This is a genomic window from Caballeronia sp. BCC1704, assembly GCF_902833455.1.
Classification (GTDB): Bacteria; Pseudomonadota; Gammaproteobacteria; order Burkholderiales; family Burkholderiaceae; genus Caballeronia.
Genome location: NZ_CADFFT010000002.1, coordinates 512,266 through 536,320 on the forward strand (window position 1 = coordinate 512,266; position 24,055 = coordinate 536,320).

Annotated in this window: 25 protein-coding genes and 1 pseudogene; 12 read left to right on the plus strand and 14 right to left on the minus strand. The window is 64.3% G+C overall.

Features of this window, described 5'->3' with window-relative positions:
- Positions 1-100: 100 nt before the first annotated feature.
- The 3 genes from HWX53_RS11980 to HWX53_RS11990 form a co-directional block, all read right to left on the minus strand.
- Positions 101-355, minus strand: a complete 255-nt coding sequence (locus tag HWX53_RS11980; RefSeq protein WP_175941047.1) for a CsbD family protein — start codon at positions 353-355, stop codon at positions 101-103.
- A gap of 118 nt (positions 356-473) precedes the next feature.
- Positions 474-830: a response regulator gene (locus tag HWX53_RS11985; RefSeq protein WP_175941048.1), complete on the minus strand. Its 357-nt coding sequence runs from the start codon at positions 828-830 to the stop codon at positions 474-476.
- Complete coding sequence (locus HWX53_RS11990) at positions 827-2,338, minus strand: ATPase domain-containing protein (RefSeq protein WP_175941049.1); 1,512 nt, start codon at positions 2,336-2,338, stop codon at positions 827-829. Before HWX53_RS11990 ends, HWX53_RS11985 begins: the two co-directional genes overlap by 4 nt.
- 357 nt (positions 2,339-2,695) lie before the next feature.
- Between HWX53_RS11990 and HWX53_RS11995 the strand changes: the two genes are divergently transcribed.
- From HWX53_RS11995 to HWX53_RS12005, 3 genes are all read left to right on the plus strand, one after another.
- Positions 2,696-2,974 carry a hypothetical protein gene (locus HWX53_RS11995; RefSeq protein ID WP_175941050.1) on the plus strand — a complete coding sequence of 93 codons (279 nt, stop codon included), beginning with the start codon at positions 2,696-2,698 and terminating at the stop codon, positions 2,972-2,974.
- 86 nt (positions 2,975-3,060) lie between these two features.
- Positions 3,061-3,702, plus strand: a complete 642-nt coding sequence (locus HWX53_RS12000) for a DUF2968 domain-containing protein (protein ID WP_175941051.1) — start codon at positions 3,061-3,063, stop codon at positions 3,700-3,702.
- 354 nt (positions 3,703-4,056) lie between these two features.
- Positions 4,057-4,596, plus strand: coding sequence for an OmpA family protein (locus HWX53_RS12005; protein WP_175941052.1), 540 nt, complete (start codon positions 4,057-4,059; stop codon positions 4,594-4,596).
- 74 nt (positions 4,597-4,670) lie between these two features.
- Here the strand turns inward: HWX53_RS12005 and HWX53_RS12010 are convergent, their stop codons facing one another.
- Genes HWX53_RS12010 through HWX53_RS12020 form a run of 3 tightly spaced genes read right to left on the minus strand, consistent with a single transcriptional unit; the run spans position 4,671 to position 6,229 of the window.
- Entirely contained in the window at positions 4,671-5,189 is a 519-nt protein-coding gene (locus HWX53_RS12010; RefSeq protein WP_175941053.1) for a methylated-DNA--[protein]-cysteine S-methyltransferase, read from the minus strand.
- Between the two features lie 28 nt (positions 5,190-5,217).
- Positions 5,218-5,478, minus strand: coding sequence for a hypothetical protein (locus tag HWX53_RS12015; RefSeq protein ID WP_175941054.1), 261 nt, complete (start codon positions 5,476-5,478; stop codon positions 5,218-5,220).
- On the minus strand, positions 5,471-6,229 hold the full coding sequence (locus HWX53_RS12020; RefSeq protein ID WP_175941055.1) for a DNA/RNA non-specific endonuclease: 759 nt from the start codon (positions 6,227-6,229) through the stop codon (positions 5,471-5,473). Before HWX53_RS12020 ends, HWX53_RS12015 begins: the two co-directional genes overlap by 8 nt.
- A 207-nt stretch (positions 6,230-6,436) precedes the next feature.
- On the opposite strand from HWX53_RS12020, the gene HWX53_RS12025 reads away from it, so the two are divergent.
- The gene (locus HWX53_RS12025) at positions 6,437-7,414 is read left to right on the plus strand and encodes an alpha/beta hydrolase (RefSeq protein WP_241269971.1); all 978 of its coding nucleotides are present in this window, start codon (positions 6,437-6,439) and stop codon (positions 7,412-7,414) included.
- Positions 7,415-7,418: 4 nt separating this feature from the next.
- On the opposite strand, the gene HWX53_RS12030 is transcribed toward HWX53_RS12025, so the two are convergent.
- A complete protein-coding gene (locus HWX53_RS12030) occupies positions 7,419-8,777 on the minus strand; it encodes an MATE family efflux transporter (RefSeq protein WP_241269972.1) in 1,359 nt (452 codons plus the stop codon).
- A gap of 115 nt (positions 8,778-8,892) precedes the next feature.
- Between HWX53_RS12030 and HWX53_RS12035 the strand changes: the two genes are divergently transcribed.
- Positions 8,893-9,210 (plus strand): YnfA family protein, encoded by a 318-nt coding sequence (locus HWX53_RS12035; protein WP_175941057.1) that lies wholly within the window; start codon positions 8,893-8,895, stop codon positions 9,208-9,210.
- 57 nt (positions 9,211-9,267) lie between these two features.
- Here HWX53_RS12035 and HWX53_RS12040 read toward each other — a convergent pair whose 3' ends face one another.
- Positions 9,268-10,290: a DUF2891 domain-containing protein gene (locus tag HWX53_RS12040; protein WP_175941058.1), complete on the minus strand. Its 1,023-nt coding sequence runs from the start codon at positions 10,288-10,290 to the stop codon at positions 9,268-9,270.
- 309 nt (positions 10,291-10,599) lie between these two features.
- On the opposite strand from HWX53_RS12040, the gene HWX53_RS12045 reads away from it, so the two are divergent.
- Both HWX53_RS12045 and HWX53_RS12050 read left to right on the plus strand, forming a co-directional pair.
- Positions 10,600-11,895, plus strand: a complete 1,296-nt coding sequence (locus HWX53_RS12045; RefSeq protein ID WP_175941059.1) for an MFS family transporter — start codon at positions 10,600-10,602, stop codon at positions 11,893-11,895.
- 240 nt (positions 11,896-12,135) lie between these two features.
- A complete protein-coding gene (locus HWX53_RS12050; protein WP_175941060.1) occupies positions 12,136-12,810 on the plus strand; it encodes a hypothetical protein in 675 nt (224 codons plus the stop codon).
- Position 12,811: 1 nt separating this feature from the next.
- Here HWX53_RS12050 and HWX53_RS12055 read toward each other — a convergent pair whose 3' ends face one another.
- On the minus strand, positions 12,812-12,973 hold the full coding sequence (locus HWX53_RS12055; RefSeq protein ID WP_175941061.1) for a hypothetical protein: 162 nt from the start codon (positions 12,971-12,973) through the stop codon (positions 12,812-12,814).
- 49 nt (positions 12,974-13,022) lie between these two features.
- Positions 13,023-14,045, minus strand: coding sequence for an AraC family transcriptional regulator (locus tag HWX53_RS12060; RefSeq protein ID WP_244140085.1), 1,023 nt, complete (start codon positions 14,043-14,045; stop codon positions 13,023-13,025).
- A 145-nt stretch (positions 14,046-14,190) separates the two neighbouring features.
- Between HWX53_RS12060 and HWX53_RS12065 the strand changes: the two genes are divergently transcribed.
- The 3 genes from HWX53_RS12065 to HWX53_RS12075 all read left to right on the plus strand — a co-directional run bounded on the left by HWX53_RS12065 (position 14,191) and on the right by HWX53_RS12075 (position 17,913).
- A complete protein-coding gene (locus HWX53_RS12065; protein ID WP_175942376.1) occupies positions 14,191-15,324 on the plus strand; it encodes an acyl-CoA dehydrogenase family protein in 1,134 nt (377 codons plus the stop codon).
- 28 nt (positions 15,325-15,352) lie between these two features.
- Positions 15,353-17,068, plus strand: coding sequence for an AMP-binding protein (locus tag HWX53_RS12070; protein ID WP_175941063.1), 1,716 nt, complete (start codon positions 15,353-15,355; stop codon positions 17,066-17,068).
- A gap of 137 nt (positions 17,069-17,205) precedes the next feature.
- Complete coding sequence (locus HWX53_RS12075; RefSeq protein ID WP_175941064.1) at positions 17,206-17,913, plus strand: hypothetical protein; 708 nt, start codon at positions 17,206-17,208, stop codon at positions 17,911-17,913.
- A gap of 73 nt (positions 17,914-17,986) precedes the next feature.
- On the opposite strand, the gene HWX53_RS12080 is transcribed toward HWX53_RS12075, so the two are convergent.
- The 3 genes from HWX53_RS12080 to HWX53_RS12090 form a co-directional block, all read right to left on the minus strand.
- Complete coding sequence (locus tag HWX53_RS12080; RefSeq protein WP_241269974.1) at positions 17,987-18,547, minus strand: DUF6572 domain-containing protein; 561 nt, start codon at positions 18,545-18,547, stop codon at positions 17,987-17,989.
- A 184-nt stretch (positions 18,548-18,731) separates the two neighbouring features.
- On the minus strand, positions 18,732-19,904 hold the full coding sequence (ydiK, locus tag HWX53_RS12085) for an AI-2E family transporter YdiK (RefSeq protein ID WP_175941065.1): 1,173 nt from the start codon (positions 19,902-19,904) through the stop codon (positions 18,732-18,734).
- Positions 19,905-20,050: 146 nt separating this feature from the next.
- Complete coding sequence (locus tag HWX53_RS12090; protein ID WP_175941066.1) at positions 20,051-20,902, minus strand: 3-hydroxybutyryl-CoA dehydrogenase; 852 nt, start codon at positions 20,900-20,902, stop codon at positions 20,051-20,053.
- A gap of 384 nt (positions 20,903-21,286) precedes the next feature.
- Here HWX53_RS12090 and HWX53_RS12095 point away from each other — a divergent pair.
- Both HWX53_RS12095 and HWX53_RS12100 read left to right on the plus strand, forming a co-directional pair.
- Positions 21,287-22,365, plus strand: a pseudogene (locus HWX53_RS12095) (DUF2827 domain-containing protein).
- Positions 22,362-23,516 carry a DUF2827 domain-containing protein gene (locus HWX53_RS12100; protein WP_175941067.1) on the plus strand — a complete coding sequence of 385 codons (1,155 nt, stop codon included), beginning with the start codon at positions 22,362-22,364 and terminating at the stop codon, positions 23,514-23,516. Before HWX53_RS12095 ends, HWX53_RS12100 begins: the two are co-directional and overlap by 4 nt.
- Before the next feature lie 16 nt (positions 23,517-23,532).
- Here HWX53_RS12100 and HWX53_RS12105 read toward each other — a convergent pair whose 3' ends face one another.
- Positions 23,533-24,012 carry a 2,4'-dihydroxyacetophenone dioxygenase family protein gene (locus tag HWX53_RS12105; protein WP_175941068.1) on the minus strand — a complete coding sequence of 160 codons (480 nt, stop codon included), beginning with the start codon at positions 24,010-24,012 and terminating at the stop codon, positions 23,533-23,535.
- Between the last annotated feature and the right edge of the window lie 43 nt (positions 24,013-24,055).

A 24,055-nucleotide genomic window follows, 5' to 3' on the forward strand; every position in this document is an offset into this window, starting at 1 on the left:
CATAAGACCGCCACAAACGACAAAGCCGGCGCGCGAGACGCCGGCTTTGTCGCTCAAACGCGTGCGCGCCGCCGTGACAGGCAGCGCGTCGCCCTTTCCTTTACCGATCGCGATTCCACAACGCGCCCAGCAGGAACCCGACGGCCGCGGCGATCAGAACGCCGTTGATCGGCTGATCCGAGACGGCACTGCGAACGTTGTCGAGCGTCTGCCCGTACGTCTGCTGCAGCGAGCCGAGCGCCTGACGCGCCTTGCCCTCGACCTGCGTGCCCGAATCGCCCGTCAGCGCGCCGACCGCGTCTTGCACCTTGCCGACCACGTTTTGAGCCGTGCCTTCCACTTGATCTTGCACCATGGTGCCTCCCATTCTCGTTGAAGCGGTTTGCGTTGGTATTGCCCCGTTACTGCTTCGATTCAACCGGCAGCGCCGGAACGGACGATAGAGCATGCTTCGTGCCCACCGCGCCGCTGAGTCATCTGCGATTCACCAGATCCGCCACCAGCACGAGCAAATCGTCGATGGAAAGCGGCTTTCTGCGAAACCGCGCGTCGGGATGATCGAGTTCCGGCGCGTTCGCGGCGGCGCTCATCAGAATGACCGGCACCTTGCTGAGCGTATTGCTTGCCGCGAGGCTGTGGATCAGCTCGACGCCGTCCATGTGCGGCATCATCCAGTCGGTGATGATGACGTCCGGCGCGTTCATGTTAGCGGCATCGAGCGCTGTGCGCCCGTTGGAGGCCGTCGTCACCTCGTAGCCTTCCATTTCCAGCACGAGCCGCCAGGTGGTCAGAATGTCGAATTCGTCGTCGACGACAAGGATTTTTTTCATGTGCGCGGGCCGGGATCCGTCACGGACAGCGCAGGCGAGAGCGACGGATGCCCGGACAGGATGCCTGTCGGCCCGATGAAGCTCTCCGTGATATGCAGGCCGCGCGCATCGATGGTCAGGCGGCGAATGCCGGAATCGTGCGCGCTTTCACGCTGCTTGACGACGGACACCATGCGGTAGAGCGCGGAATTCGCCTCGACGTAGCGCATGAGGACGATGTTTTCGGTCATCGCCGACGCGCGCATGGTGCTGGGCGGCGCGGATTCGCCGTAGAGCGGCAATTCCTCCGTGACGATCGTCGTGACGCCGGCGTCGCGCAGGCGCAGCGTGAGCGCGTTCAGAAAGAGTCCGAAACGCTCCGCGCGGTTGGCCGACTGCTGGAAGCCGTCGATGCCGTCCACCACGAGCCGCGAAGCATCCGTGCGCGCGACAACGGCCATCAGTTGCGCGGCGAGTTCGTCGATGGACAGTTCGACCGCCGAATGCCATTCGATCGTGAGCCGCCCGTCGTTCACCGCGTCGGTCAGATCGATATTCACCGACCGAGCCTTCGCGATCAGCCGGTCCGGCGATTCGTACAGGCCGAAATAAACGCAACGCTCGCCCCGTTCGACGCCCGCCTGCAGAAACTTGAGCCCGAGCAGCGTCTTGCCGACGCCCGACGGCCCGACGAGCGTCGTCGTCGAGCCGCGCGCCACGCCGCCGCCCATCATGCGGTCGAACTCGGGGAAACCGAACGCCAGCTTGGAGTCGTAGTGGCGCGGCGCGTTCTGATTCGCGCGCGAAGCCTCCAGACGCGGATACGCGATGAGGCCGCTATTCGAGATGCTGAAGAAATGCTTGCCGAGCAGATGATCGCGGGCGCGCAGCTTATGCACCTCTATCTCGCGGGCGCGGCGCATGCCCGTGCTGAAGCGGTTCAGTTCGATCAGTCCGTCGACGAGCGTGTGCTCCGGATGCGGCTCGTTGCCCGAGAGCGGCGCGAGAATCAGCGTGGTGCAACGTGCCGCGCTCACGAACGCCGAAAGCTCGTGGATGAACTGCGAGAGTTCCAGCTCCGTCGAGCTAAACTCGCGCGCGCTGCGAAAGCCGTCGATCACCATGAAGCGCGGGCGGCTCGACTTGATCGTGGACGCGATCAGCGCGAGAAAGCCGGAAAGGCCGTCGCGCATGAGTTCGTGGTAGCCGCTCACAAAGAGCATGCGGCCGGAAATGGCGTTCGCGTCGTAGAAGGACAGGGCGCGCAAATGCGAGAGCAGCTTGGTGTGCGATTCCGCGATGAGCGTGATGTACAGCACCTTGTCGCCCTGCGCGACGCGATGAAAGCCGATTTGCGACGAGAGAATCGTTTTGCCCGCGCCCGCCATGCCTTCGATCATGTAGAGCCCGCCACCGACAAAGCCGCCGCCGAGTATTTCGTCCAGGCCCGGGACGCCGGTGGTAACGTTGTCGTCGTTCGCGGCGCGCTCGGGTGAAGGTTCGGAGGGGAGATTGTCGTCTTGGCTCATGAAATTTTCGTTTTTACCCGGCGGCCGGCTCGTAAGAACGCGAATTATGGCTGACTATCGGCAACGTGTCGCCGTTTGAATCGCTCGCATTCCTGCGCGGGCCTTGAGCGGGAGGCTCAGTGAAGCGTCCGCGCCGCTGCCGCGAGCGGTCTCGCCAGGGCGTTGGCGTTTCGGCCCTTGCATAATCCGAGCCTATGTCGCTCGGCTGCCGATTTGTCGCGGACAACGGCAGTTTGAGAACCGTCTCATGGGCGGCGGACTTCGTCGCTGGTCAAATACGCTCCTCGATGTCGTGGAGCCGCGCGTTCTCCGGCTCCGCTTCCCGGCGCGTCGCGCCAGCCTCTGCTTTCTCTCGCCATGAACCGTTCGCACTCGGTCTGGAGCGCCGTCGCGCTCGCCGCTTGTTTGACTTCTTATCTGATTTCCTTGGCTACACCTTCGCGAGCCGCCGAGCCGTTGCCCGACGCGCATATTCTTTCCGCCGCGCCGTTTGCGTTCAGCTCGGATCGCGGCATTTTCTCGCGGATGCCCGCCTCACCGACGGACTCGCGCATATTTTCTCCGCTCCAAACGCCGGTTGGCCGCGATGCGGTGGAATTATCGGAAGGGCGATTGAAGCATCGGAAATTCGCTTAACGCCGGTTCAAAACCGGCTCGCATTAATCGCGGCGTCTCGTCATAATCCGGGCTAATCTCAATGTCGATGGCCCGGGAATATTGCAATGAAACGCATGGCTGTTTCGAAAGTGGCGCTGATCGCGGGCTTCTGCGCGCTGTCGATGAGCGTTTGCGCTGCGCCCGGCGAAGTGCAATCCGCCCGCGCGCCCGATACGCCGGGCAATGCGTCATCCTCGAACGGCGACGTCGCGGAATTAGAAGCGTTGGCCCGCGACGGCAAGATCATCATCTTGCGAAAAACCGTGAACGGCAGTTATGGCGCGAGCCTTGCGTATTATCGCGAGCAAATGACGTATTACGCGGCGTTGTTTCAACTCGACAAATTCTGGCGCGTATTGAAGACGCAAAACGAGGCGCGCGCCGAATCGGCATATTCGGATTTCGCCAAATCATCGGTGACGCTGGCCGATGCGGAGATTCGCCGCATCAAGCTCGAAGCGGAAACGGCCTACGCCCAGCGGCAGATCGCCGCGCAACAGGAACGGGCCAATCGCTTGCAGGCTGATCTCGATGTCGCACACGCGCAGCAGAGCGAAGTGGCGAGTCATCAGCAAGCGGAGCAGGACGCCATTCGCCAATTGCGCACCGAGCAGGCGGCGGCGCAGGCGCAGCTTCGCGCGCTGCAATTGCGCGTGCAAGAGTTGCAGAAGCAGGCCGACGGCGATCTTCCCGCAACGGGAAAATAAGCGCCTCAATCGCGGCATCGGAAAAGTTCGAGAAATTGGGATTTATCTCTGCGGGAGAGGCAAAACGCGTTGCTAGAATCGCAACGCTTCAAAACGCCCGCTTCCATCCAAGCCGGGAAAAATCAGGCGTCATGCCGTATTGCGCGGCGTGCCTGAATCCAGATCTCGCGTTTTCCAATCGAATTAAAGATGCTTAGAAAAACCGTTGCCGCCGTTATCGCTGCCGCCGCTGTGCTCGCCGGTTGCTCCACAACATCCGGGCCCACGTTCAATGTCAATGAAATCCAGACATCGAGCGGGCAGAAGGCGTTCCGCTCCGAATGCTACGGCGTATTCCAAAACGGAAGTGCGTGCATGCAAGCCGCGCAGAAAATCTGCGGGAATCAGCCTGTGAATGTGCTGCAAAACGTCGAAGGCACGAATGCGCCGGGCAATGCGGGCGAAGTCGTCTTCACATGCGGCATGCCGCAGCAAGCACCGGTTGCGCAGACGCCCGTTCAGCAAGCCGAACCGCAGCCTGTGGTCGCCGCGACGCCGGTTATCGCGCCGGTGCGCAAGCTCACGCTCGACGAGAAGACCAACTTCGCGTTCGATAGCGCGCAACTCACGCCGAAAGCCCGCGCCATTCTCGACAAGCTCATCGCCGATGGCCGCGGCGTGACGTTCGCGTCGGTCGTGGTGCAGGGTTATACGGATTCCATCGGCTCGCCGTCGTACAACGTCGCATTGTCCCAGCGCCGCGCGCGCGCCGTGCTCGAATACCTCAAGACCCACGGCCTGCAAGCGCAGGACTTCGCGACGAAGGCTTACGGCGAGTCGCATCCGATCGCATCGAACGCGACGAGCGTCGGCCGCGCCGAGAATCGTCGCGTGGAAGTCGTGCTGACGCAATAACGCGCTTAGGCGTCGTAGTCAGAAAAAAGCTCGCGGACCGCACGGTCCGCGAGCTTTTTTCGTCGTCGCGACGCTCAGAAGAGGGCGAGTTGCGCGCGTCCGCGGCCGCCTTCGAGCGTCAGGAGCGATCGTTTCCGGTCTACGCCGCCGGCATAGCCCGTCAACTCGCCGTCGCCGCCGATCACGCGATGACACGGCACGATGATCGCCACCGGATTGCGCCCGTTCGCGCCGCCCACGGCCCGAGATGCGCCGGGCGGCAAGCCGAGCCGCCGCGCGAGATCGCCGTAAGTCCACGCATCGCCGAAAGGAATCTGACGCAAAAGGTCCCAGACCTGCTGCTGAAACGGCGTGCCGCGCAGCCTGACCGGCACTGAAAACGTCAGCCGCTCCCCGGCAAAATATTGGGCGATCTCATCGCATGCGGCTTCGATCACGCGCGGCGCGGGCCGGCCGTCGTGGACAATTGCGTGCGGCGGCAGCCCGGCGGGGAAGTGCTTTTGCCCGACGAAAAAGAGGCCGGTCAGACACGCGTCCTCGGCGCGATACAGGATCGGGCCGAGCGGACTCGGGCGGACGTGGCATTCGATCACGCTGCGCTCGCGAGACGCGCCGTTGCCGTCAGATGAACGGATTGTCGGCCGTGCCGGTGGGAGCGGGCGGCTCGTCCGGCAGTTTTGCCGGCAGATGCGCGTCCTTCGCGAGCGACTCGACGATTGCGCCGAGCGCGTCGTGCAGCGCCTTCGCGGCGGCGAGGCCGGCCTGGTCCCGCGCAATCGTCAGATCGCCGCTGATCGTCACGCGCGTCTTGCCGTTGACGATGTTTATGGCGTCGCCCGCGATGTTCAGGGCGTCGGTATCGTTGGCAAAGGGCTTAAACACCTCTCAATCCTCCAATTCGTTTGTCCTTGAGCGCGTCCGGAATGCCGGGAAACGCGAGACCGCTCATGGCTTCGAGTTCGCGCACGGTCTTCATCGTATAGGTATTCGTCGGCGTGTTCTCGACGACCACCGCGAACGCAATCTGGCGCTGCGGCAAATACACGACCTTGTACAACTGCGTCGGCACGAACACGCGCGACTCGCCGATCGTTTGCAACTGCCGGCCCGAGAACAGCGGCCCGGTGACGACGTACGCCTCGCCCGATTCCTCCGTGAGCCGGCGCACCGCCTGCTCGATGCGCGACCAGATGCGCCGGTTGTTCGACGGGTCCTGCGGCACGATGTTCGCGAGCGAGAACGATTCGGCCATGCCCTGCTTGCTCGCGCGGTCGCCCGCCGGGCTCATGTGGCCGCGGTCGTAACCGCTGCGCTTGTAGTCGTCGAGTTGCGCGCTGTCGCCGCGCGGCAGCCGCTTGTCGACGAAAAAGCGATTGGTGCGCGTGTTGTCCTTCGCCTCATCGACGCTCTGCGCCGTGAGATGTTCCGCCGACCACAGCGGCCCGTGCGTGACGCCCGAGTGCAGGAGCGCGAAATCCGAGTAGCAGATTTCCTGCGTGGACGCGCGCATCTTCGCGTTCGTCACGACGGGTTCGCGCCCGGACGGGCTGAACTGCGGGCAGTCGTTCGCGACCGCGCTGATGCACGCGGCGCCGAGAAGCGCGGCGACGAGTGCCTTGAACCTTGCTTGCATGCTTTGAAAATCCCGACTGATTGCGATGCCCTGAAACGCCCCCGGCTGCGCTCGATTCGACGCGCGGCCAGCGAGGGCGGCACAGTATAAGGGCTTGCCGCGCGCTAGAATCGCTCGGGCCATTCATCTCGATAAAAACAGCCCATGAAATCGATGCCTCTCTTCGCGCGGTCTTTGCTGCTTGCTTTCGCTTGCTGTGTTTCGTCGATGACTGCAGCGCCCGCATCCGCCGATGAACCCGCGTACGGTCCCGAGTTGCAGGGCTTCGACTATCCGTATCCGGTCGCCCGCTTTGCGTTTACGTCGCAGCGGCAGGTGCTGCGCATGGCGTATATGGACGTGCATCCGGCGCACCCCAACGGACGCACTGCGGTGCTGCTGCACGGCAAGAACTTCTGCGCGGCGACGTGGAAACAGACCATCGAAACGTTGTCCGATGCGGGCTATCGCGTGATTGCGCCGGATCAGATCGGCTTTTGCAAGTCGACGAAGCCCGAGCGGTATCAGTACAGCTTCCAGCAACTGGCGCGCAACACGCACGCGCTGCTCGGCGCGCTCGGCGTGAATCGCGCGACGCTGATTGCGCATTCGACGGGCGGCATGATCGCCGTTCGGTACGCGCTCATGTATCCGCAGGAGACCGAGCAACTCGCGCTCGTCAATCCGATCGGGCTGGAGGACTGGAAGGCGAAGGGCGTGCCGTCCATTTCCATCGACGACTGGTATGCGCGCGAGCTCAAGACGAGCGCCGAGGGCATTCGCAATTACGAGAAAAACACGTATTACGCGGGTCAGTGGCGCGACGACTACGAGCCGTGGGTGCAGATGCTCGCGGGCATGTATCGCGGGCCGGGGAAGGATATCGTCGCGTGGAATTCGGCGCTGCTGTACGACATGATTTATACGCAACCCGTCGTCTACGAATTCGACCACATCAAGACGCCGACGCTGCTCCTGATCGGCGACAAAGACACGACGGCCATCGGCAAGGACTTCGCGCCGCCCGAGATTCGCCCGACGCTCGGGCGTTATCCCGAATTGGCGAAACTGGCGAAGGAGCGGATTCCGAACGCAACGCTCGTCGAGTTTCCGGACGCCGGGCACGCGCCGCAGATGCAGGAGCCGGCGGTGTTTCATAAGGCGCTACTCGATGGCCTCGCGGCGCTGCATCCGAAAGCCGAATGACGCTTCAGCGCGAATCGCCCGCGCACGACGCCCGCTCGATCGACGGCAGCTGAACCAGCAGCGTGACGCCTCGCGCGACCATGAAAACGGTGAGCGCGAGCCATAGCCCGTGATTGCCGAGCGCCCCCGTGAAGAGCCAAGCAGCGAGCAGAAAGATCGCGGCCGATGCGGCCATCGCGCGCATCAGTTCCCGCGTGCCGGTCGCGCCGATGAACACGCCGTCGAGCTGAAAGCCGGCGACGGACACGAGCGGCAGTATCGCCGCCCACGGCAGGAAGCGCAGCGCCGCCGCGCGCACGGCGGCCTGATCCGTCAGCCGTCCGATGATCCATTCGCCGCCCAACCAATAGACGACGGAAAAGCCCGCCGCGCCGATGGCAGACCACAACATCGTCACCTTGACGGCCTGACGGAACGCGTGACGGTCGCGTGCACCGGCGGCCGCGCCGACCAGCGCTTCGGCGGCGTGCGCGAAGCCGTCGAGCCCGAATGCCATGAACGTTTGGAAATTCAGCAGAAGCGCGTTCGCGGCCAGAATCGTGTCGCCCTGACGCGCGCCGACGTGCGCGAACCAGCCGAACGCGCCGAGCAGACACAGCGTGCGCACGAAAATATCGCGATTGAGGGCAACGAGGCGCCTGATCGCGCGTGCATCGATCAAACTGTGGAACGCGAGTGGCGGCAAGCCTCGTTCGCGCAGACGCCAGAGAATCGCGAGGCCGAACGCGAAGCCGCAGAAGTCTGCGAAGGCGGTTGCCGCGCCGATGCCCGCGATGCCCCAGCCGAACCGATACACGAAGAGCAGCACCGCGACGATGTTCACCGCGTTGATGAACACCTGCGTCGCGAGCGCGAGCCGCACGCGCTGGCAGCCCAGCAGATAGCCGAGCACCGCGTAGTTGCCGAGCGCGAACGGCGCGGCCCAGATGCGCGCATGGCAATACGCGCTCGCCGTCTGTTGCACGGCGGCGCTGCCGCCGAGCGCGGCGAGCGCGTAGCGGATGATCGGCGCTTGCAGCGCGAGCACGGCCACGCCGATCGCGACCGCCAGCATCAGCGCGCGCAGCACGTGCGCGCGCAGCGCGGCGGCATCGCGCGCGCCGAACGCCTGCGCCACGAGCCCGGTCGTGCCCATGCGCAGGAAACCGAAGCCCCAGAACACGAAGCTGAAGACGAGCCCGCCCAGCGCCACGCCGCCCAGATACTGCGGACCGTCGAGATGGCCGGCGACGGCGGTATCGACCGCGCCGAGAATCGGCTGCGTCAGATTCGCGAGGACGATGGGAAAGGCGAGCGTCAGGACGCGGCGATGCCAGTGCGTGGGCAGGGCGGCGCGTTGCGAGGAATCGTCGGGAGCGGTCAAATCGGGTTCGAAGGGCGTCGGTGGGAAACGCGACATTGTCGTCAGCGCGCGGCGACGGCGCAACGGTCGCGCACGCAGCCGATAATGGGAATCCAGTCAGCGCCTTCGCCCTTCGATGAGAACATTCCTGCTGTATGTCGCGACCGCCGTAGCCGAAATCGCGGGCTGCTATTTCCCGTATCGATGGCTCAAAGGCGGCGGCTCGCCGTGGCTGATCGTGCCCGGCGCGCTGTCGCTCGCGCTTTTCGCGTGGCTCTTGACCTTGCACGATGCCGCCGCCGGACGCGTCTACGCGGCGTATGGCGGCGTCTATATCGGCGTGGCGATTGCGTGGCTGTGGGCGGTCGAGCGCATCCGGCCGAGCGCGTGGGATGTGGCAGGCGCGGCGATCGCGCTCGTCGGCATGTGCCTGATCGCGTTTCAGCCGCGTTGACGCGTCACGTTCGCATTACGCATAACGCATAACGCATTACGCATTACGCATAACGCATCACGCTTCGAGCGCGAGCAGCGCGAAGGTCGCGAGCCAGTGCTCGCCCATGTAATCCCCCGCGACGTGTTCGATGCCGGACGCGAGATGCTCGGCGGCGCTCGCCTCGAGCACGGCGACGCGCGCATCGCCGGGCGGCAGCGCCCGCGCGATCGTGCGCTGGCACCACGCGCGGCTCAAATTCAGGCCGTCGAGGTGCGCGAGCTTGCCGTCGCTGCGGTCCGTGACGGTGGCGGGCACGAAGAGCGTCGCCGGTTCCCGGTCGGCGAGACGCGGCAGGAAGGCATCGAGCCAGCCGGCGAAGCGTGCGTCGGGCAGAACGTGGCGCATGAGCACCGCTTCCATCAGCGAAGGCGACAGAAACTCGTCGCCCGCCGGCTCCCACGCCTGACACCCCGCGTCGTTCTCGAACCACCGCCTCGCGGTTTCCACGAGCAGCCCTTCGAACGACGCATTGCCAACCGTGCGCGCGTAGCCGAGCGAGAGCGTCATCGCGAACGCCATGTTGAAATGCGTGCCCACGCGCAGCGGATACGTCGACTTCGGCAGGAACTCCGTGAAACGATCGACGAACGCATCCGCGAGCGGTTGCAGCGTGCGCGCCCAGCGCGCGCCGTCGTCCGATTGCATCGCGTGCAACTGGCCCGCGAGCGCCAGCAGCCACGCCCAGCCGTACGGCCGCTCGAAACCACGCGACGCGGGGCGCTGCAGATAAGCGGCTTCGGCGGCGACATTCGCCTCGGTGAAATGCTCGTCGATGACCGCGCGAATGCGCCCGGCTTCGGCCAGGCCGGGAAAGCGATCGAAGAGGCGCGCGATCAGCCAGTAACCGTGCACGCACGAATGCCAGTCGAAGCTGCCATAGAAGATCGGATGCAGCGCGCGCGGGCTTTGCGCGTCGGCATCGCTCGCCAAGACGTGATCGAGCTTGTTGGGGTACTCGCGCGTCAAATGGCCGAGCGCCACTTGCGCGAATTTCGACGCGAGCGCGGCGTCGAGCGTGACCGGTTTCTGCTTGTCCATGCAAACCTCGCGTTTCCGTTATCCGATGCGGCCTGAACCGAGACTTTATCGATAAATGCTTGATAAAGTCTCGCATTGGGGAAATCACCTAGCCGTGTGCGAGAAGAACGCCGCTCGTCCGCCGCCCGCCGTGCCTACACTCGTTGCAAGCTGCAAGAAAGGGCTTCGCGCCGATCCCACGACACGCGCTTTCGCGCGCCGACGCGCCGACGCGTCGTTTAAACTTGCGCCCGAACGCCGAAAGAGCGTTCGGTCCCGGACCTAAGCGCCGGACTTGCCATCCGACAGAGACAAAAGAGTTCAGCACACATGACCGATCTTCCCCAATACACCGCAGAGGACACCCGGCGACGCGTTTTCGCCATCGTCGGCGCATCGTCGGGCAATCTCGTCGAATGGTTCGACTTTTATATCTATTCGTTCCTTGCGCTGTACTTCTCGGCCGCGTTCTTCCCCGGAAGCAATCCGACCGTGCAATTGCTCAACACGGCGGGCGTGTTCGCGGCGGGCTTTCTGATGCGACCGATCGGCGGCTGGCTGTTCGGCCGCATCGCCGACAAGCACGGCCGCCGCAACGCAATGATGATCTCCGTGCTGATGATGTGCGGCGGCTCGCTCGTCATCACCTTTCTGCCGACTTACGCGAGCATCGGCGCATGGGCGCCGCTCCTGCTTCTGATCGCGCGGCTGTTTCAGGGCTTGTCGGTGGGCGGCGAATACGGCACCAGCGCCACGTATATGAGCGAAGTGGCGCTGCGCGGCCGGCGCGGATTCTTCGCGTCCTTCCAGTACGTCACGCTGATCGGCGGGCAGCTCGCCGCGCTGCTCGTGCTCGTCATCCTCCAGTTTTTTCTGTCGACGGAAGAACTGAAGGCGTGGGGCTGGCGCATTCCGTTTTTCGTCGGCGCGTGCGCGGCGCTCGTGTCGCTGTATCTGCGCCGATCGCTCAATGAAACCACGACCGCCGAAATCCGCGAGCGCAAGGAAGCCGGCACGCTCGCCGGGCTGATGCAGCACAAGGGCGCCTTCATGACCGTGGTCGGCTTCACGGCGGGCGGCTCGCTCATCTTCTACACGTTCACCACGTACATGCAGAAGTATCTGGTCAATACGGCGGGCATGCACGCGAAGACCGCGAGCAACGTGATGACGGTCGCGCTCCTCGTCTATATGCTGTTGCAACCGGTGTTCGGCGCGCTGTCGGACCGCATCGGCCGCCGCCAGTCGATGCTGTGGTTCGGCGCGCTCGCCACGCTGTGCACCGTGCCGCTGCTGCACGCGCTGCGCGACGTGACGAGCCCGGTCATGGCGTTCGTGCTCGTCGTCGCGGCGCTCGCCATCGTGAGCTTCTATACGTCGATCAGCGGTCTCATCAAGGCCGAGATGTTTCCGCCGGAAGTGCGCGCGCTGGGCGTAGGGCTTTCGTATGCGGTGGCAAACGCGGTGTTCGGCGGATCGGCGGAATACGTCGCGCTCAAGTTCAAGACGGAGGGCATGGAGTCCGGCTTTTACTGGTATGTGACGGTGATGTGCGCTATCTCGCTCCTGGTCTCGTGGAGAATGATGGACCCGAGCAAGGAAGGCTACCTGCGCAACGAACCGTAAGCTTTCTGCCGCGTCCGGACCGGCGCGGCATTCTCAATCCGGCGCGCCCGGCGCGGATATCGAAGTCCGCCCGGCTTGCCGATGTCGGTAGTATGGTGTTTTATGCGGTATGTATCGGTAGACGACGCGCCGGGCCCGGCGCGCGGTGGCAATTGGAAACAGGATAAGCATGCGCGCGGCCGGATCGCGCGCTACAGCGAGGCGCGGCGTGCTGCGTCCCGGTCTGCAGGGAGCCTGTCCATGGAAGATTTCGACGAAACGTTGTTTGTCGTCTGGCGATCGAACCTGAACGTTCTGGTCGGTTCGCCGGGCGGCGCGGCGCGTCTGGCGCGCATGATGAACTTCTCGCCGTCATTCATGAAGCTCATCGTCGCGGGTCAACGGGACTTCAACGAGGAGTTCGTGCGCGGCATCGAACTCGTGTCCGGCCTGCCGCCGCACTGGATGGACGAGCGCCGCAGCGCCGCCGACGTGCCCGCCGAAGTCAAGCGCGCGCTCGACGAAGAGAGGCCCTTCGCCGTCTTTCGCGGCACGGCGCACCCCGCGCCGAAGCGGTCCGTGCTGCGCGGCCCGGAGCCGCTTCTCTCGCAGACGGAAGCTACGCGGCGCGTCGCCGATCTCGCGATGCAACAGGCGGAAGTCAACCGGCGCGATCTGCTTTTCAGGAAGAATCGCGAACTGCTGTCACAGGATTTGCGCCGGCTGGAGCGCCAGCTCGGACTGTTGCAAGTGGAACCGATGCTGCCGCGAGCCGACGAACTCATCGCCTCGGACCGCATGAGCGAAGCGGCAAAGGCCGATCTGTCCGGACGGCTCGAACAGATCGACAAGCACGTGAAGCTGTTGCATCAACACGTCGAGAAACTGGTCGCGCTGCTTTCGACGCCGGACGAGCCGGGTCCGAACGACAGCTGATTTACTTCTTCCCTCGCTTGTCTTCGGCTTGCGATTCCGGCTCAGGATGCACCGCGATCGGATCGCTGGCCGGGAATGTCTCTTCGAGGGCTTCGTCGAGCAAGTCCTCCTCGTTCGCCGGGTTCTGCTCTTTCGTCGCTTCGGTCTGGCGTGGCTGGGTCATGGCGCGCTCCGCGATGTGAATCGGACGTCTCAATATAGCAGTCGCGCCATCAGCGCGCCCACCGGTAGTCCGCCGGGCGCACGCCTGTCCATTTGCGAAACGCGCGCCGGAACGCGCTCGGTTCCGAGAAGCCGAGCGCGGCGGCGATCTCCGGAATGGTCTCGTTCGTGTCCGCGAGACGCGAGATGGCGAGGTCGCGGCGCAGCGCATCCTTGATCGCCTGAAGCGTCAGCCCTTCCTGTTTCAGACGCCGCCGCAGCGTGGCTTCGGCCATATTCAGCGACACCGCCATGCAATCGGCATCCGGCCAGTCGGCTGGCGCAGTCTCGCGCAGGCGCTTGCGGATGCGCGCCGCGAGCGACTCGGGATTGCGATACTTCACGATGAAGTTCGCGGGCGCATCGCGCAAAAACGTCTTCAGTGTCGATGTCGTCTGCACGACGGCAAGCGCCGCGCACTCGGGCGCGAGATCGACATAGCTTTGCGGCTGATCGAAGCGCATCGCGTCGCAGAACATCAGGCGGTACTCGTCGCTGTCGTCCGGCTCGGCGCAGCGAAGGTTCGCGGCAAGCACCGGAATACGCCGCCCGACGAGCCAGCACAGCAAGCCATACACGAGGATGAAGCCCGTCGCGTACGCGAACATCGTCTTCGGCGCGTGCGCGTCGCGCAGCACGATCCGCACGCGTTTGTCGTCGATGTGCGGCTCGAACGTCAACTCGTCGAGCACGAGCCGCATGAAGGTTGCGATGCGTCCGAGCGCCTGCGCGCCGTCGCGCGCGCCGAGCGCCGCCTGCGACATCAGCACGAAGCTGCCGCGCCGCATCGGGTGCGGGTCCTGGCCGAAGAATTCGTCGTCGAGCGCGTCGGCTATCGCGTGCCACAGCCGGCCGTACTGCGCGGGCGAAACGCGCGCGCGCGGCGAATCGAGCATCGCCGGCGGAATGCCCGCGCGCTCTAGCAGCGTCGCGCGCGCCATGCCGCGCGCTTCGGCGCACCGCAGCGCCGCGTCGACGAGACTGACGGCGATCGAATCGCGCTCGAATTCTCTTCTGCGGATTGGGGTTGTCACTAGGTGGCGAAAGCGTTCAGTTAGCGTGATCGTTCTGGTCATCGGCCGGGCGCGGACGATTGCCTAGACTGGCGAAGCGCCCGCCGGGTACCGGCGAGCCAGTGTATCCGAACGACTGACGAGGCCATTTGCGAGTTCAACCATGATCGACAGTTTTCTCACCGAAGAGCAGCGCATGATCCGCGATGCGGCGCGCCAGTTTTCGGCTGAAGTGCTCGCGCCGAACGCGGGCCAGTGGGACAAAGACGGCGCGATTCCCGACGCCGTCGTGCGCCAGTTGGGCGAACTCGGCCTGCTCGGCATGATCGTGCCGGCGGAACTCGGCGGCACTTACAGCGACTACACCGCCTACGCGCTCGCGATGGAGGAAATCGCCGCTGGCTGCGCGTCGTGCGCGACGATGATGAGCGTGCACAACTCCGTCGGCTGCGGGCCGATTCTCGCGTACGGCACCGACGCGCAGAAGGCCGAATGGCTGCCGAAGCTCGCGAGCGGCGAAGTGATCGGCGCGTTCTGCCTGACCGAGCCGCAAGCCGGCTCCGAGGCGAACAACCTGCGCGTGCGTGCGGTCGAGCGCGACGGGCAGTGGATCATCTCGGGCAGCAAGCAGTTCGTGACGAACGGTCGGCGCGCGGGCGTGGCCATCGTGTTTGCCGTCACGGACCCGGAAGCGGGCAAGCGCGGCATTTCGGCGTTCATCGTGCCGAAGAACACGCCGGGCTTCAATGTCGGCCCGCCCGAGCACAAGCTCGGCATCCGCGCATCGGACACCTGTCCGATCACCTTCGACGACTGCGCGATTCCCGCCGCGAATCTGCTCGGCGCGCGCGGCGAGGGGCTCAAGATCGCGCTGTCGAATCTGGAAGGCGGGCGCATCGGGATTGCGGCGCAGGCGCTCGGCATCGCGCGCGCGGCCTTCGACGCAGCGCGCGCCTACTCGCGCGATCGCGTGCAGTTCGGCAAGCCGATCCGCGAGCATCAGTCGGTCGCGAACATGCTCGCCGACATGCAGACGCAGATCAACGCCGCGCGGCTTCTGGTGCTGCACGCGGCGCGCATGCGCACGGAGGGCGTGCCGTGTCTGTCGGAGGCGTCGCAGGCGAAGCTGTTCGCATCCGAGATGGCCGAGCGCGTGTGCTCGGACGCGATCCAGATTCACGGCGGCTACGGCTATCTTCAGGACTACCCGGTGGAGCGGCATTATCGCGATGCCCGCATCACGCAGATTTACGAAGGCACGAGCGAAGTCCAGCGCATGGTGATTGCGCGCAATGTCTAGCGGCATATAAAAGGAGACAGGAGACGCCATGAATCGAGCCCGGCCGTTTATCGAAGCGAGAGACTTTCTGCTGCGTCACCGTACCGACTACGACACCGCGTACCGCGAGTTCAAATGGCCCGTGCTCGACCGCTTCAACTGGGCGATCGATTATTTCGATCCGATGGCGCGCGGCAACGACGCGCCTGCGCTTCGCATCGTGGATGAAAGCGGCGATGAAACGCGCCTCAGCTTCGCGGAGATGAGCGAGCGGTCGGCGCGCGTCGCGAATCACCTGCGCGCAATCGGCGTGAAGCGCGGCGAGCGCATTCTGCTGATGCTGCCCAATCGCGTCGAGTTGTGGGAAACGATGCTCGCCGCGATGAAGCTCGGCGCAATCGTGTTGCCCGCGACGACGCAGCTTGCGAGCGGCGATCTGCGCGATCGCATCGCGCTCGGGCGCGTGGATCACGTCATCGTGGATGCGAGCGAGACGCACAAGTTCGACGGCATCGACTTGCGCGGACTGCGGATGTCCGTCGGCGGCGCGCGCGACGGCTGGCTCGGTTACGACGCGGGGTACGACGCATCGCCCGATTTTCACGCGGACGCCGAAACCAAGGCGAGCGATCCGTATCTGTTGTACTTCACATCGGGCACCACGTCGAAGCCGAAGCTCGTCGCGCATACGCACGAAAGCTATCCGGTCGGCCACCTTTCGACGATGTACTGGATCGGCCTGCAACCCGGCGACGTGCACTGGAACATCAGCTCGCCCGGCTGGGCGAAGCACGCGTGGAGCTGCTTCTTCGCGCCGTGGAATGCGCAGGCGTGCGTGTTCATCTACAACTTCAGCCGCTTCGACGCCGCGCGCACGCTGAACGTGCTCGTGACGCACGACGTCACCACGCTTTGCGCGCCGCCGACCGTGTGGCGCATGCTCGTGCAGGAACCGCTGGCGTCGTACAAGGTGAAGCTGCGCGAGATCGTCGGGGCGGGCGAGCCGTTGAATCCCGAGGTCGTCGAGCGCGTGCAGGCAGCGTGGGGCGTGCCGATCCGCGATGGCTACGGGCAGACGGAAACCACCGCGCAGATCGCCAACTCGCCGGGCCAGCGGCTCGTGCCCGGGTCGATGGGACGTCCGCTGCCGGGGTATCGCGTGGTGCTGCTCGATCCGGAAGGCAATCGCGCCGACGAAGGCGAGATTGCGCTTTCGCTCGATCCGCCGCCGCTCGGTCTGATGACCGGTTACGCGGACAACCCCGCCGCCACCGAGAACGCGATGCGCGGCGGCTTCTATCGCACGTCGGACGTCGCGGCGTGCGGCGCGGACGGCTATTTCACCTATGTCGGCCGCGCCGACGACGTGTTCAAGTCTTCCGATTACCGTCTGAGCCCGTTCGAACTGGAGAGCGTGCTGATCGAACACGAAGCGATTGCCGAGGCCGCCGTCGTGCCGAGTCCCGATCCGCTGCGGCTTTCGGTGCCGAAAGCGTTCGTCACGCTGCGACACGGCTTCACGATGGGCCCGGACCTCGCGCGCAGCGTCTTCGCGTTCTCGCGCGAGCGGCTGGCGCCGTACAAGCGCATCCGGCGCATCGAATTCGCCGAATTGCCGAAGACGATCTCCGGCAAAATCCGGCGCGTCGATTTGCGGCGACAGGAAGCGGCCCGCGCGCAGGACGGCGCGCGCGGCGCATTCGAATTCTGGGAGGACGATTTCCCCGAACTGCGGCAGTCGGGCGTGGCCGATACCGCGAAATGATCGGGCGGGGCGTTGCATCGTCGGTCGGAGGAATTGGCAAGCAAATGTAACGCGGAGCAGCGCGCCGCGAACCGTCGGGAAGGCCGCTGGTCGAAACGGCTCATTCACGTCGGAACATTTGAAGGAGGAACCCGATCATGTCGAATCGGTCGCTACGGATCGCGCTTTTTGCAACGGCTCTCGCAGGCGCGCTCGCGACGCCGGCCGCGTCTTACGCACAAATCAATCTCCAGCAATTCGGCTTCGGCAACAAGTCGGAGTCGTCGGCGCAGGGCGGCGATAGCGCGGCGCAGCCGTCCGCGCTCGGCTCGCTCGTGCAGAACTATCTCGGCGCGAACCAGCAAGTGTTGAGCGGGCAGTCGAGTCTCGCATCGGCGATGGGCATGTCGAGCGTCGCGAGTCAGGCGCAGTCGGCGGCGGGCATGTTGTCGAGCGCGACGAACGGCGGCGCGCCGAGCACCAGCATGTTGTCGCAACTCGGCGGCACGCAGCAGAGCGTCTCGCAATCGCTGATGCAGGCGTTTGCGAACAAGTCGGCAACGCCGCCGACCGCTGCGAGCAAGCAGACGTTCACGGACGGACTGGCGTCGTTGGGGCAGGGCGTGAAGCAGTATGCGGGTCTTCAGTCGGACCTGGGCGCGGTGAAGGACACGATGAATGTGTCGTCGCTACTGCAGGCGGGATCGAACCCGGCGACGGCGCAGGCGGCCAGTTACATCGCGCAGTCGGCGCCGGGGCAACTGCAATCGCTCGTGCAAACGTTGACGCAGGCGGTGCAGTACGCCAAGACGAACGGCATCTCGGTGCCGTCCATTGCGAGTTCCGCGCTCGGCATGGGCAAGTAAGCGGCGGTATCGCGAACGAAAAAAGGCGAGGCACGGGGCCTCGCCTTTTCGTTTCGTTAGCTCTTTTCAACGACTACATCGAAGCCGAACGCCGCAGCGACAAGCGGGTGAGAATCGGGAGCGTATGCGCGCGACGCTGCTGCGATACCAGCGGCGGCAAAAAAGCGATTTCGGCGCTCTCCGCCAGATGCATGCGCGGCTCCGGGTCGAGGACTTCCAGCGCAGGCGGCTCGACGAGTTCTTCGACTTCTTCGGCCACCACGACTTGCGCCGGTTCCTCGGCTTTGAGCCCGAGCGAACGGCGCACATCGACGCCACGCGTGCGGACGGCGAAGCCCGCGCTGCGAATAAGGCTCTCGCGCGTTCTCCAGAACGCGGCGGCGGACGGGGGCATGGCGTGCATCGAAACGTATTCGATCACGATTTCATAACCCCGGACTTTCGGATAATTCAGTAGTAATTTACCCGACCGGATATATCGGGTGTAGCGGTCGATTTTCTTCGTCAGTAAATCCTGATGCAGTTCTTCGTCTTGCCAGTCGAGTTCGTCGAAAAGGCCAACATATACCTGCTTGAACAGAATATTGATTCCGATGTAATCGATGGCGTCCACGTCGCGCAAAGACATGGTCATTCCCCTACGCCCTTCAGCGGGCAAGTATCAAAGACCCGCATTGTAACGGATGTGTGCCGTCGATTCCGCGCGAAACGCCGTGTGCTGTAAGGCGCAACAGCGTTTTTAGTCACACTCCTAAGACACATTTGGAATTAATCCGATACTTCTGTCTGATTCTGTAAAAAGACATGTTTTGAGATAATCACGGGCGCGGCCGCGACGCGTCCGGCAAACCCTTTTCCGGCGCGGCGCGGGCGATATCTTCGTTGGCGATTGCGTCGACTTGAGGCATGGACGGCTGTTCGTTAATCCACGCATTCAAAATGGTGGACGTCACCGCAAGAATAACGGGCCCGATGAATAATCCGACTATTCCGAATGCGAACATGCCGCCCAGTACGCCGGACAGAATGAGCAGCATCGACAGATTGACGCCGCGCTGAATCAGCAGCGGACGCAGGAAGTTGTCGAGCATCGCGATCATGAGCGACCACACCAGTAACAAAGCCGCCGCGACGTGCGAGCCGTGCCAGAAAAGCCATGCGACGCCGCCGAGCAGCGGCAGAAGCGGGCCGATTTGCGCGAGACAGAGCATGAGCATGACCGCCGTGATCACGCCGGCGGCCGGCACCCCGGCGATCCACAGACCGATTCCGCCGAGCGCCGACTGCGTGACCGCCGTCACCACAATGCCGAGTGCCACCGCCCGCACGGCGAGCCCCGCGAGCTTGACGGCCTCGGCGCCGCGCTGCGCCGCGACGCGCGTCGCGAAGCGCACCACGAAGCTGCCCGCCGCCTCGCCGCGCGTGTACAGAATCCCGGCGATGATGATGGTGATGACCATGTGCATGACGAACACGCCGACGACCGCCGCGTGCGAGAGCATCCAGCGCGCCGCGATGGTCACGTAAGGCTCGAGCTTCGCGAGCATGCCGCCGGGGCCGGCGTCGGAAAGCGATTGCCATTCGGTCGAGACGCGCTGCCCGACGAGCGGAACGTCGTGGACCCAGGCGGGCGGCGGCGGCAGCGCGTACGTCGGCAGGCTCTTGATCGCGGACATGATCTCGCCGCCATGCAGCGCGAGCGTGCTGATCGCCTGATAGAGCGGCAGCACGATCACGATCAGCAGCCCGAGCAGCATGACCGTGGTCGCAATCCAGCGGCGATTGCCGCAGCGACGCTGCACCGCGAGCATCAGCGGCCACGTGGCGACGACGATCGTGGTCGCCCAGATGAGACCCGGCAGAAACGGACGCAGAATGAAAAGGCTGCCGGCCGCGAGCGCCGAAAGAATAGCGATCACGAGCAGAATGCGGGCGATGTCGACCGGCTGTCGCGGATTCAGGTTCGGCTGCCCGTTGGGAGAGATTTGCATGATGCGTAGGTGTCGGGACGATTCGAGAGCGCGGGATTGGCGCATCCGCTAAGGAATAAGCCAAAGCGGTGGCGCAAGCAAGCGCCTTGCAGCGGAAGACCGCGATCATACGGTATCCGATGCATGGCGCGCCGCCGCCCGAACGCTCAATCGTAGCGGTACACGCCGCGCTTGGTCTTGCGTCCGAGGTGCCCTGCGGCGACGAGTTCGCGCAGCAACGGGCACGCGCGGTATTTGGAATCGCCGAAGTCTTTCAGGAAGACGTCCATCACGGAGAGGCACACGTCGAGGCCGATCAGATCCGCGAGCGCGAGCGGGCCGATCGGGTGATTCGCGCCGAGTTTCATGCCCGTGTCGATCTCCTCGGCCGTTGCCACGCCTTCGTACAGCACGAAAAACGCCTCGTTGATCATCGGCACGAGCACGCGATTGACGACGAAGCCGGGCGAATTACGCACGCCGATCGGCGACTTGTCGAGCTTCTCGGTGAGTTCGCGCACGGCGGCCACCGTTTCGTCGCTCGTCTGCACGCCGCGGATCACTTCCACGAGTTGCAACAGCGGCACCGGATTAAAGAAGTGCATGCCGATGAAGCGCTCCGGATGCGCGAGCGTCGCGGCGAGCGCGGTAATCGAAATGGACGACGTGTTCGATGCGATGATCGCGTCCGGGCGCGCCGCCGCCTCGATTTGTCCGAGAATGCGATGCTTGAGCTCGACGTTCTCGGTCGCTGCTTCGATCACGATGTCCGCTTTAGAAAGCCGCGCATAGTCCGTGGACGTCTCGATGCGCGCGATGGCCGCGTCGCGCGTGGCGGCGTCGAGCTTGTCCTTCGCGACGAGGCGTTCGAGGCTCGCGGTCAGCGTGGCGACGCCCTTGGCGAGCGCCGCGTCGGTGACGTCGATCATCACGACGTCGAAGCCCGCGACGGCCGCGACCTGCGCGATGCCGTTGCCCATCGTTCCTGCCCCGACGATACCGACGGTCTGAATGTTCATCCTGCATTTCTCCTGTTCGTGATGCGTTGGGATAGTTGATTCGTGCGCCCACGCTGATTCTAAACAGCAGCGTCGAGCCACGCCTTGACCATGCGATATTTCCTAATCTTTGACCTACACTCAGTTCATCAAACGACGGCCGCGGAGCAGTTGATAGAATGCGCGGCCCTTGATTCGCCCCGTCGCGTCGCTTCGATTTTTTCCGCGTTTCGGTCATTGTCCTGAATCAACTTTCGAAGCCGCGCCGGTCTTGCGCAACGGCGCTGTGTCGTGCTTGCCTCGCCGGACGTCCGGCAGCGTCTTTTCGGAGTCTTGAAAGTGGTGTCAATGAGAATCGGCATTTCGATGGCGAGTTACGAAGGACAAAGCATTTGGTCCAACGGGATGGGCCAGAACATCGTCTTTCTCGCGGAACTGTTTCAGCGTCTGCCGTTCGTTTCGTCCGTCGTCCTGATCGATGTCGGCGCGCTGTCGGCCATGCCGCAGGACGTCGACGTGGCCGGCAAGAAGCTGCGCGTGATCGGCACTCGCGAGGCCACCGATGCCGTCGATGTTGTGATCGAGCTGGCGGCGCGCTCGATGTCGGCTGGCTCGACCTGATGCGCGCGCGCGGGCGCAAGGTCGTGTTTTATGTGGTGGGTCAGCCGTATCTCGGACTCGTCGAACCCGCCGTGTTCGAGAAGCCGAGCCACATGTCGCGCCCCGACCGCTGCGACGAAGTCTGGCTGCTGTCGAAGGACGCGCCGTCCGCGCCGATCATGCGCACGGTGCATCGCTGCGACGTGTTCGAGGTGCCCTATATCTGGCATCCGCAGTTCTTGCAGGCGCGCATCGCGCATGTCGCGCAACACGGCTACGACTACGGTTACCGCACGCGGGCGGAGGCGGGCGCGCAGGGGCTGCGCGTCGGAATCCTCGAACCGAACATCTCGGTGCAGAAAGCCTCGGCCATTCCCATGCTGATCTGCGAAGAGGCGTATCGCGCCGAGAGCGGTAGTGTCGCGTCCATGATCGCGCTCAACACCGTCCACATGAAGGAACACCCGACGCTTCTGCACATGGCGAATTCGCTCGACCTCGTGCGGGATCATCGCGCGCTTTTCGAGGGCCGGCACGATGTCGTGAGCTTCATGGCGATGCACGGCGACGCGATCGTGTCGCATCAATGGGCCAACGACCAGAATTATCTTTACCTCGATGCGCTGTACGGCGGCTATCCGCTGATCCACAACTCGCCGTGGCTTGCAGACGCGGGCTACTACTATCCCGACTTCGACGTTCAGGAAGGCGCGCGTCAGTTGTTGCGCGCGCTGCGCGAGCACGACGCCGCGCTCGACGAATACCGGGCGCGCGCGAATCGCGTGATCGACGCCGTGAATCCGTTCAATCCGGCCAATCTCGACGCTTACGCGCATCGTCTGATGCATCTTTGGAACCGACCGAACCGGAGCGCCGCGCGATGAGCTCCATCAACACCGCCAGCAAAAAAACGCCGCGCCGCCTGCGCGTAGGCGTGTCCGTGTATGTCCGCGCAGGCGGACAGTCCATGTTCGAGAGCGGCATCGCGCAGAACGCGCTGTTCCTCATTCAACTGCTGGCACGCTCGCCGCGCGTGGACGCGGTGTACATCGTCGCGAGCGGGGACGGCACGCGCGAGGACGCGAAACGCTTCATGGCCGATGCGCCCGCGCCGATCATCGAGCCGGAATCGGCGCTCGGTCGTCTCGATGTCATGATCGAGCTGCACGCGCAGCTTCAGCGCGACTGGGTGCTCAGGTTTCGCGAGCGCGGCGGGAAGATCGTGTCGATGCGCGTCGGCAATGACTACGTGCTCGATATCGAGCGCATGATCTTCTCGTTGCCGCCAGCGGGACTCGTGCCGCAAGTGCCCTACGATGCCGTGTGGACGCTGCCCGAGTACGAGAAGTCGTGCAAACCGTACTTTCAGGCGCTCGGCCGCGCGCCGGTCACCATCGTGCCGCACATCTGGAGCCCGATGCTTCTCGAACAGGACGCGCGCAATCTGCCCGATGGCCTCGCGTTCGGTTATCAGCCGGGCAAGCGGCGCTGGCGCATCGGCATCTTCGAACCGAATGTCTCGATGGTGAAGACGAGCTACGTGCCGCTGCTCAGTTGCGAGTGCGCACATCGCGCCGATCCGAACGTAATCGACGCCGTGCGCGTCTACGGCACCGCGAAGCTGAAAGAGCAGCCGACGTTCGTCGAGTTCGCGCGCAGTCTCGACGTGGTCAGGCATAACCTCGCTTCATTCGAAGCGCGCTTTCCGTTTGCGCAGATCGTGCCGCGTGAAGTCGATGCGGTGGTCAGTCATCACTGGGAGAACGCGCAGAATTATCTGTATTACGAGGCGCTTCACGGCGGCTATCCGCTGATTCACAACTCGCATCTCATCGGGGCGTGCGGCTACCGCTATCACGGTTTCGACTGCGAAGACGGCGGCCGCGCGTTGCGCACGGCGTTCGAGCAACACGACGCGAATCTCGATGCTTACCGCGCGACCGCGCAGGCGTTTCTGCGGACGCTCGACCCGCTGCACGAAGCCAACGTGCGCGCCTATTCGGACGCGCTCGACGCGCTCTTCGCGAAGCCTTGATGCAACGGCCCGCGCGCTAGCCGAACGCCGTCAAATCTTTCGGCGTCAGGCCATGCGCGCGGCAATAGCCCACGTATCGATCCCAGCCGCTGCGCCAGTTCTCCGTGGCGAGCGCGCGCCCGTTCTCGTCGACGAACACGAGTTCGCCGTGAATGATGTTCAGCGTGATGATGTCCGGCGCGCCCGGCTGCGGCGCGACGGCTTCCGGCGTGTGACTCGATCCGGCGGTTTCATACACGATGCTGCCTGTCTCGGCGACCCAGTCGTGCTCGCGATACTTCCAGCGTCCTTGCACCGTATAGACGATGACCGTGCCGGTATGCCGGTGGCGCGGCATCTCGCCTTTGGCCGGCGCTTTCAATAGCGCGATGGTCTCGCCGCGAATCGCGTCCAGCTTGAAGTACTTCACCATCACATGCTCGCTGTAGGGCGTGAACGGCACCCACGGCACGTCCGCGTCGTTGAGGCAGGCGGTCTCAATCTGTTCGAAAAACATGTCGGCTCCCTGGCTTTGGCGGACACATTGTAGGCATCGCCCG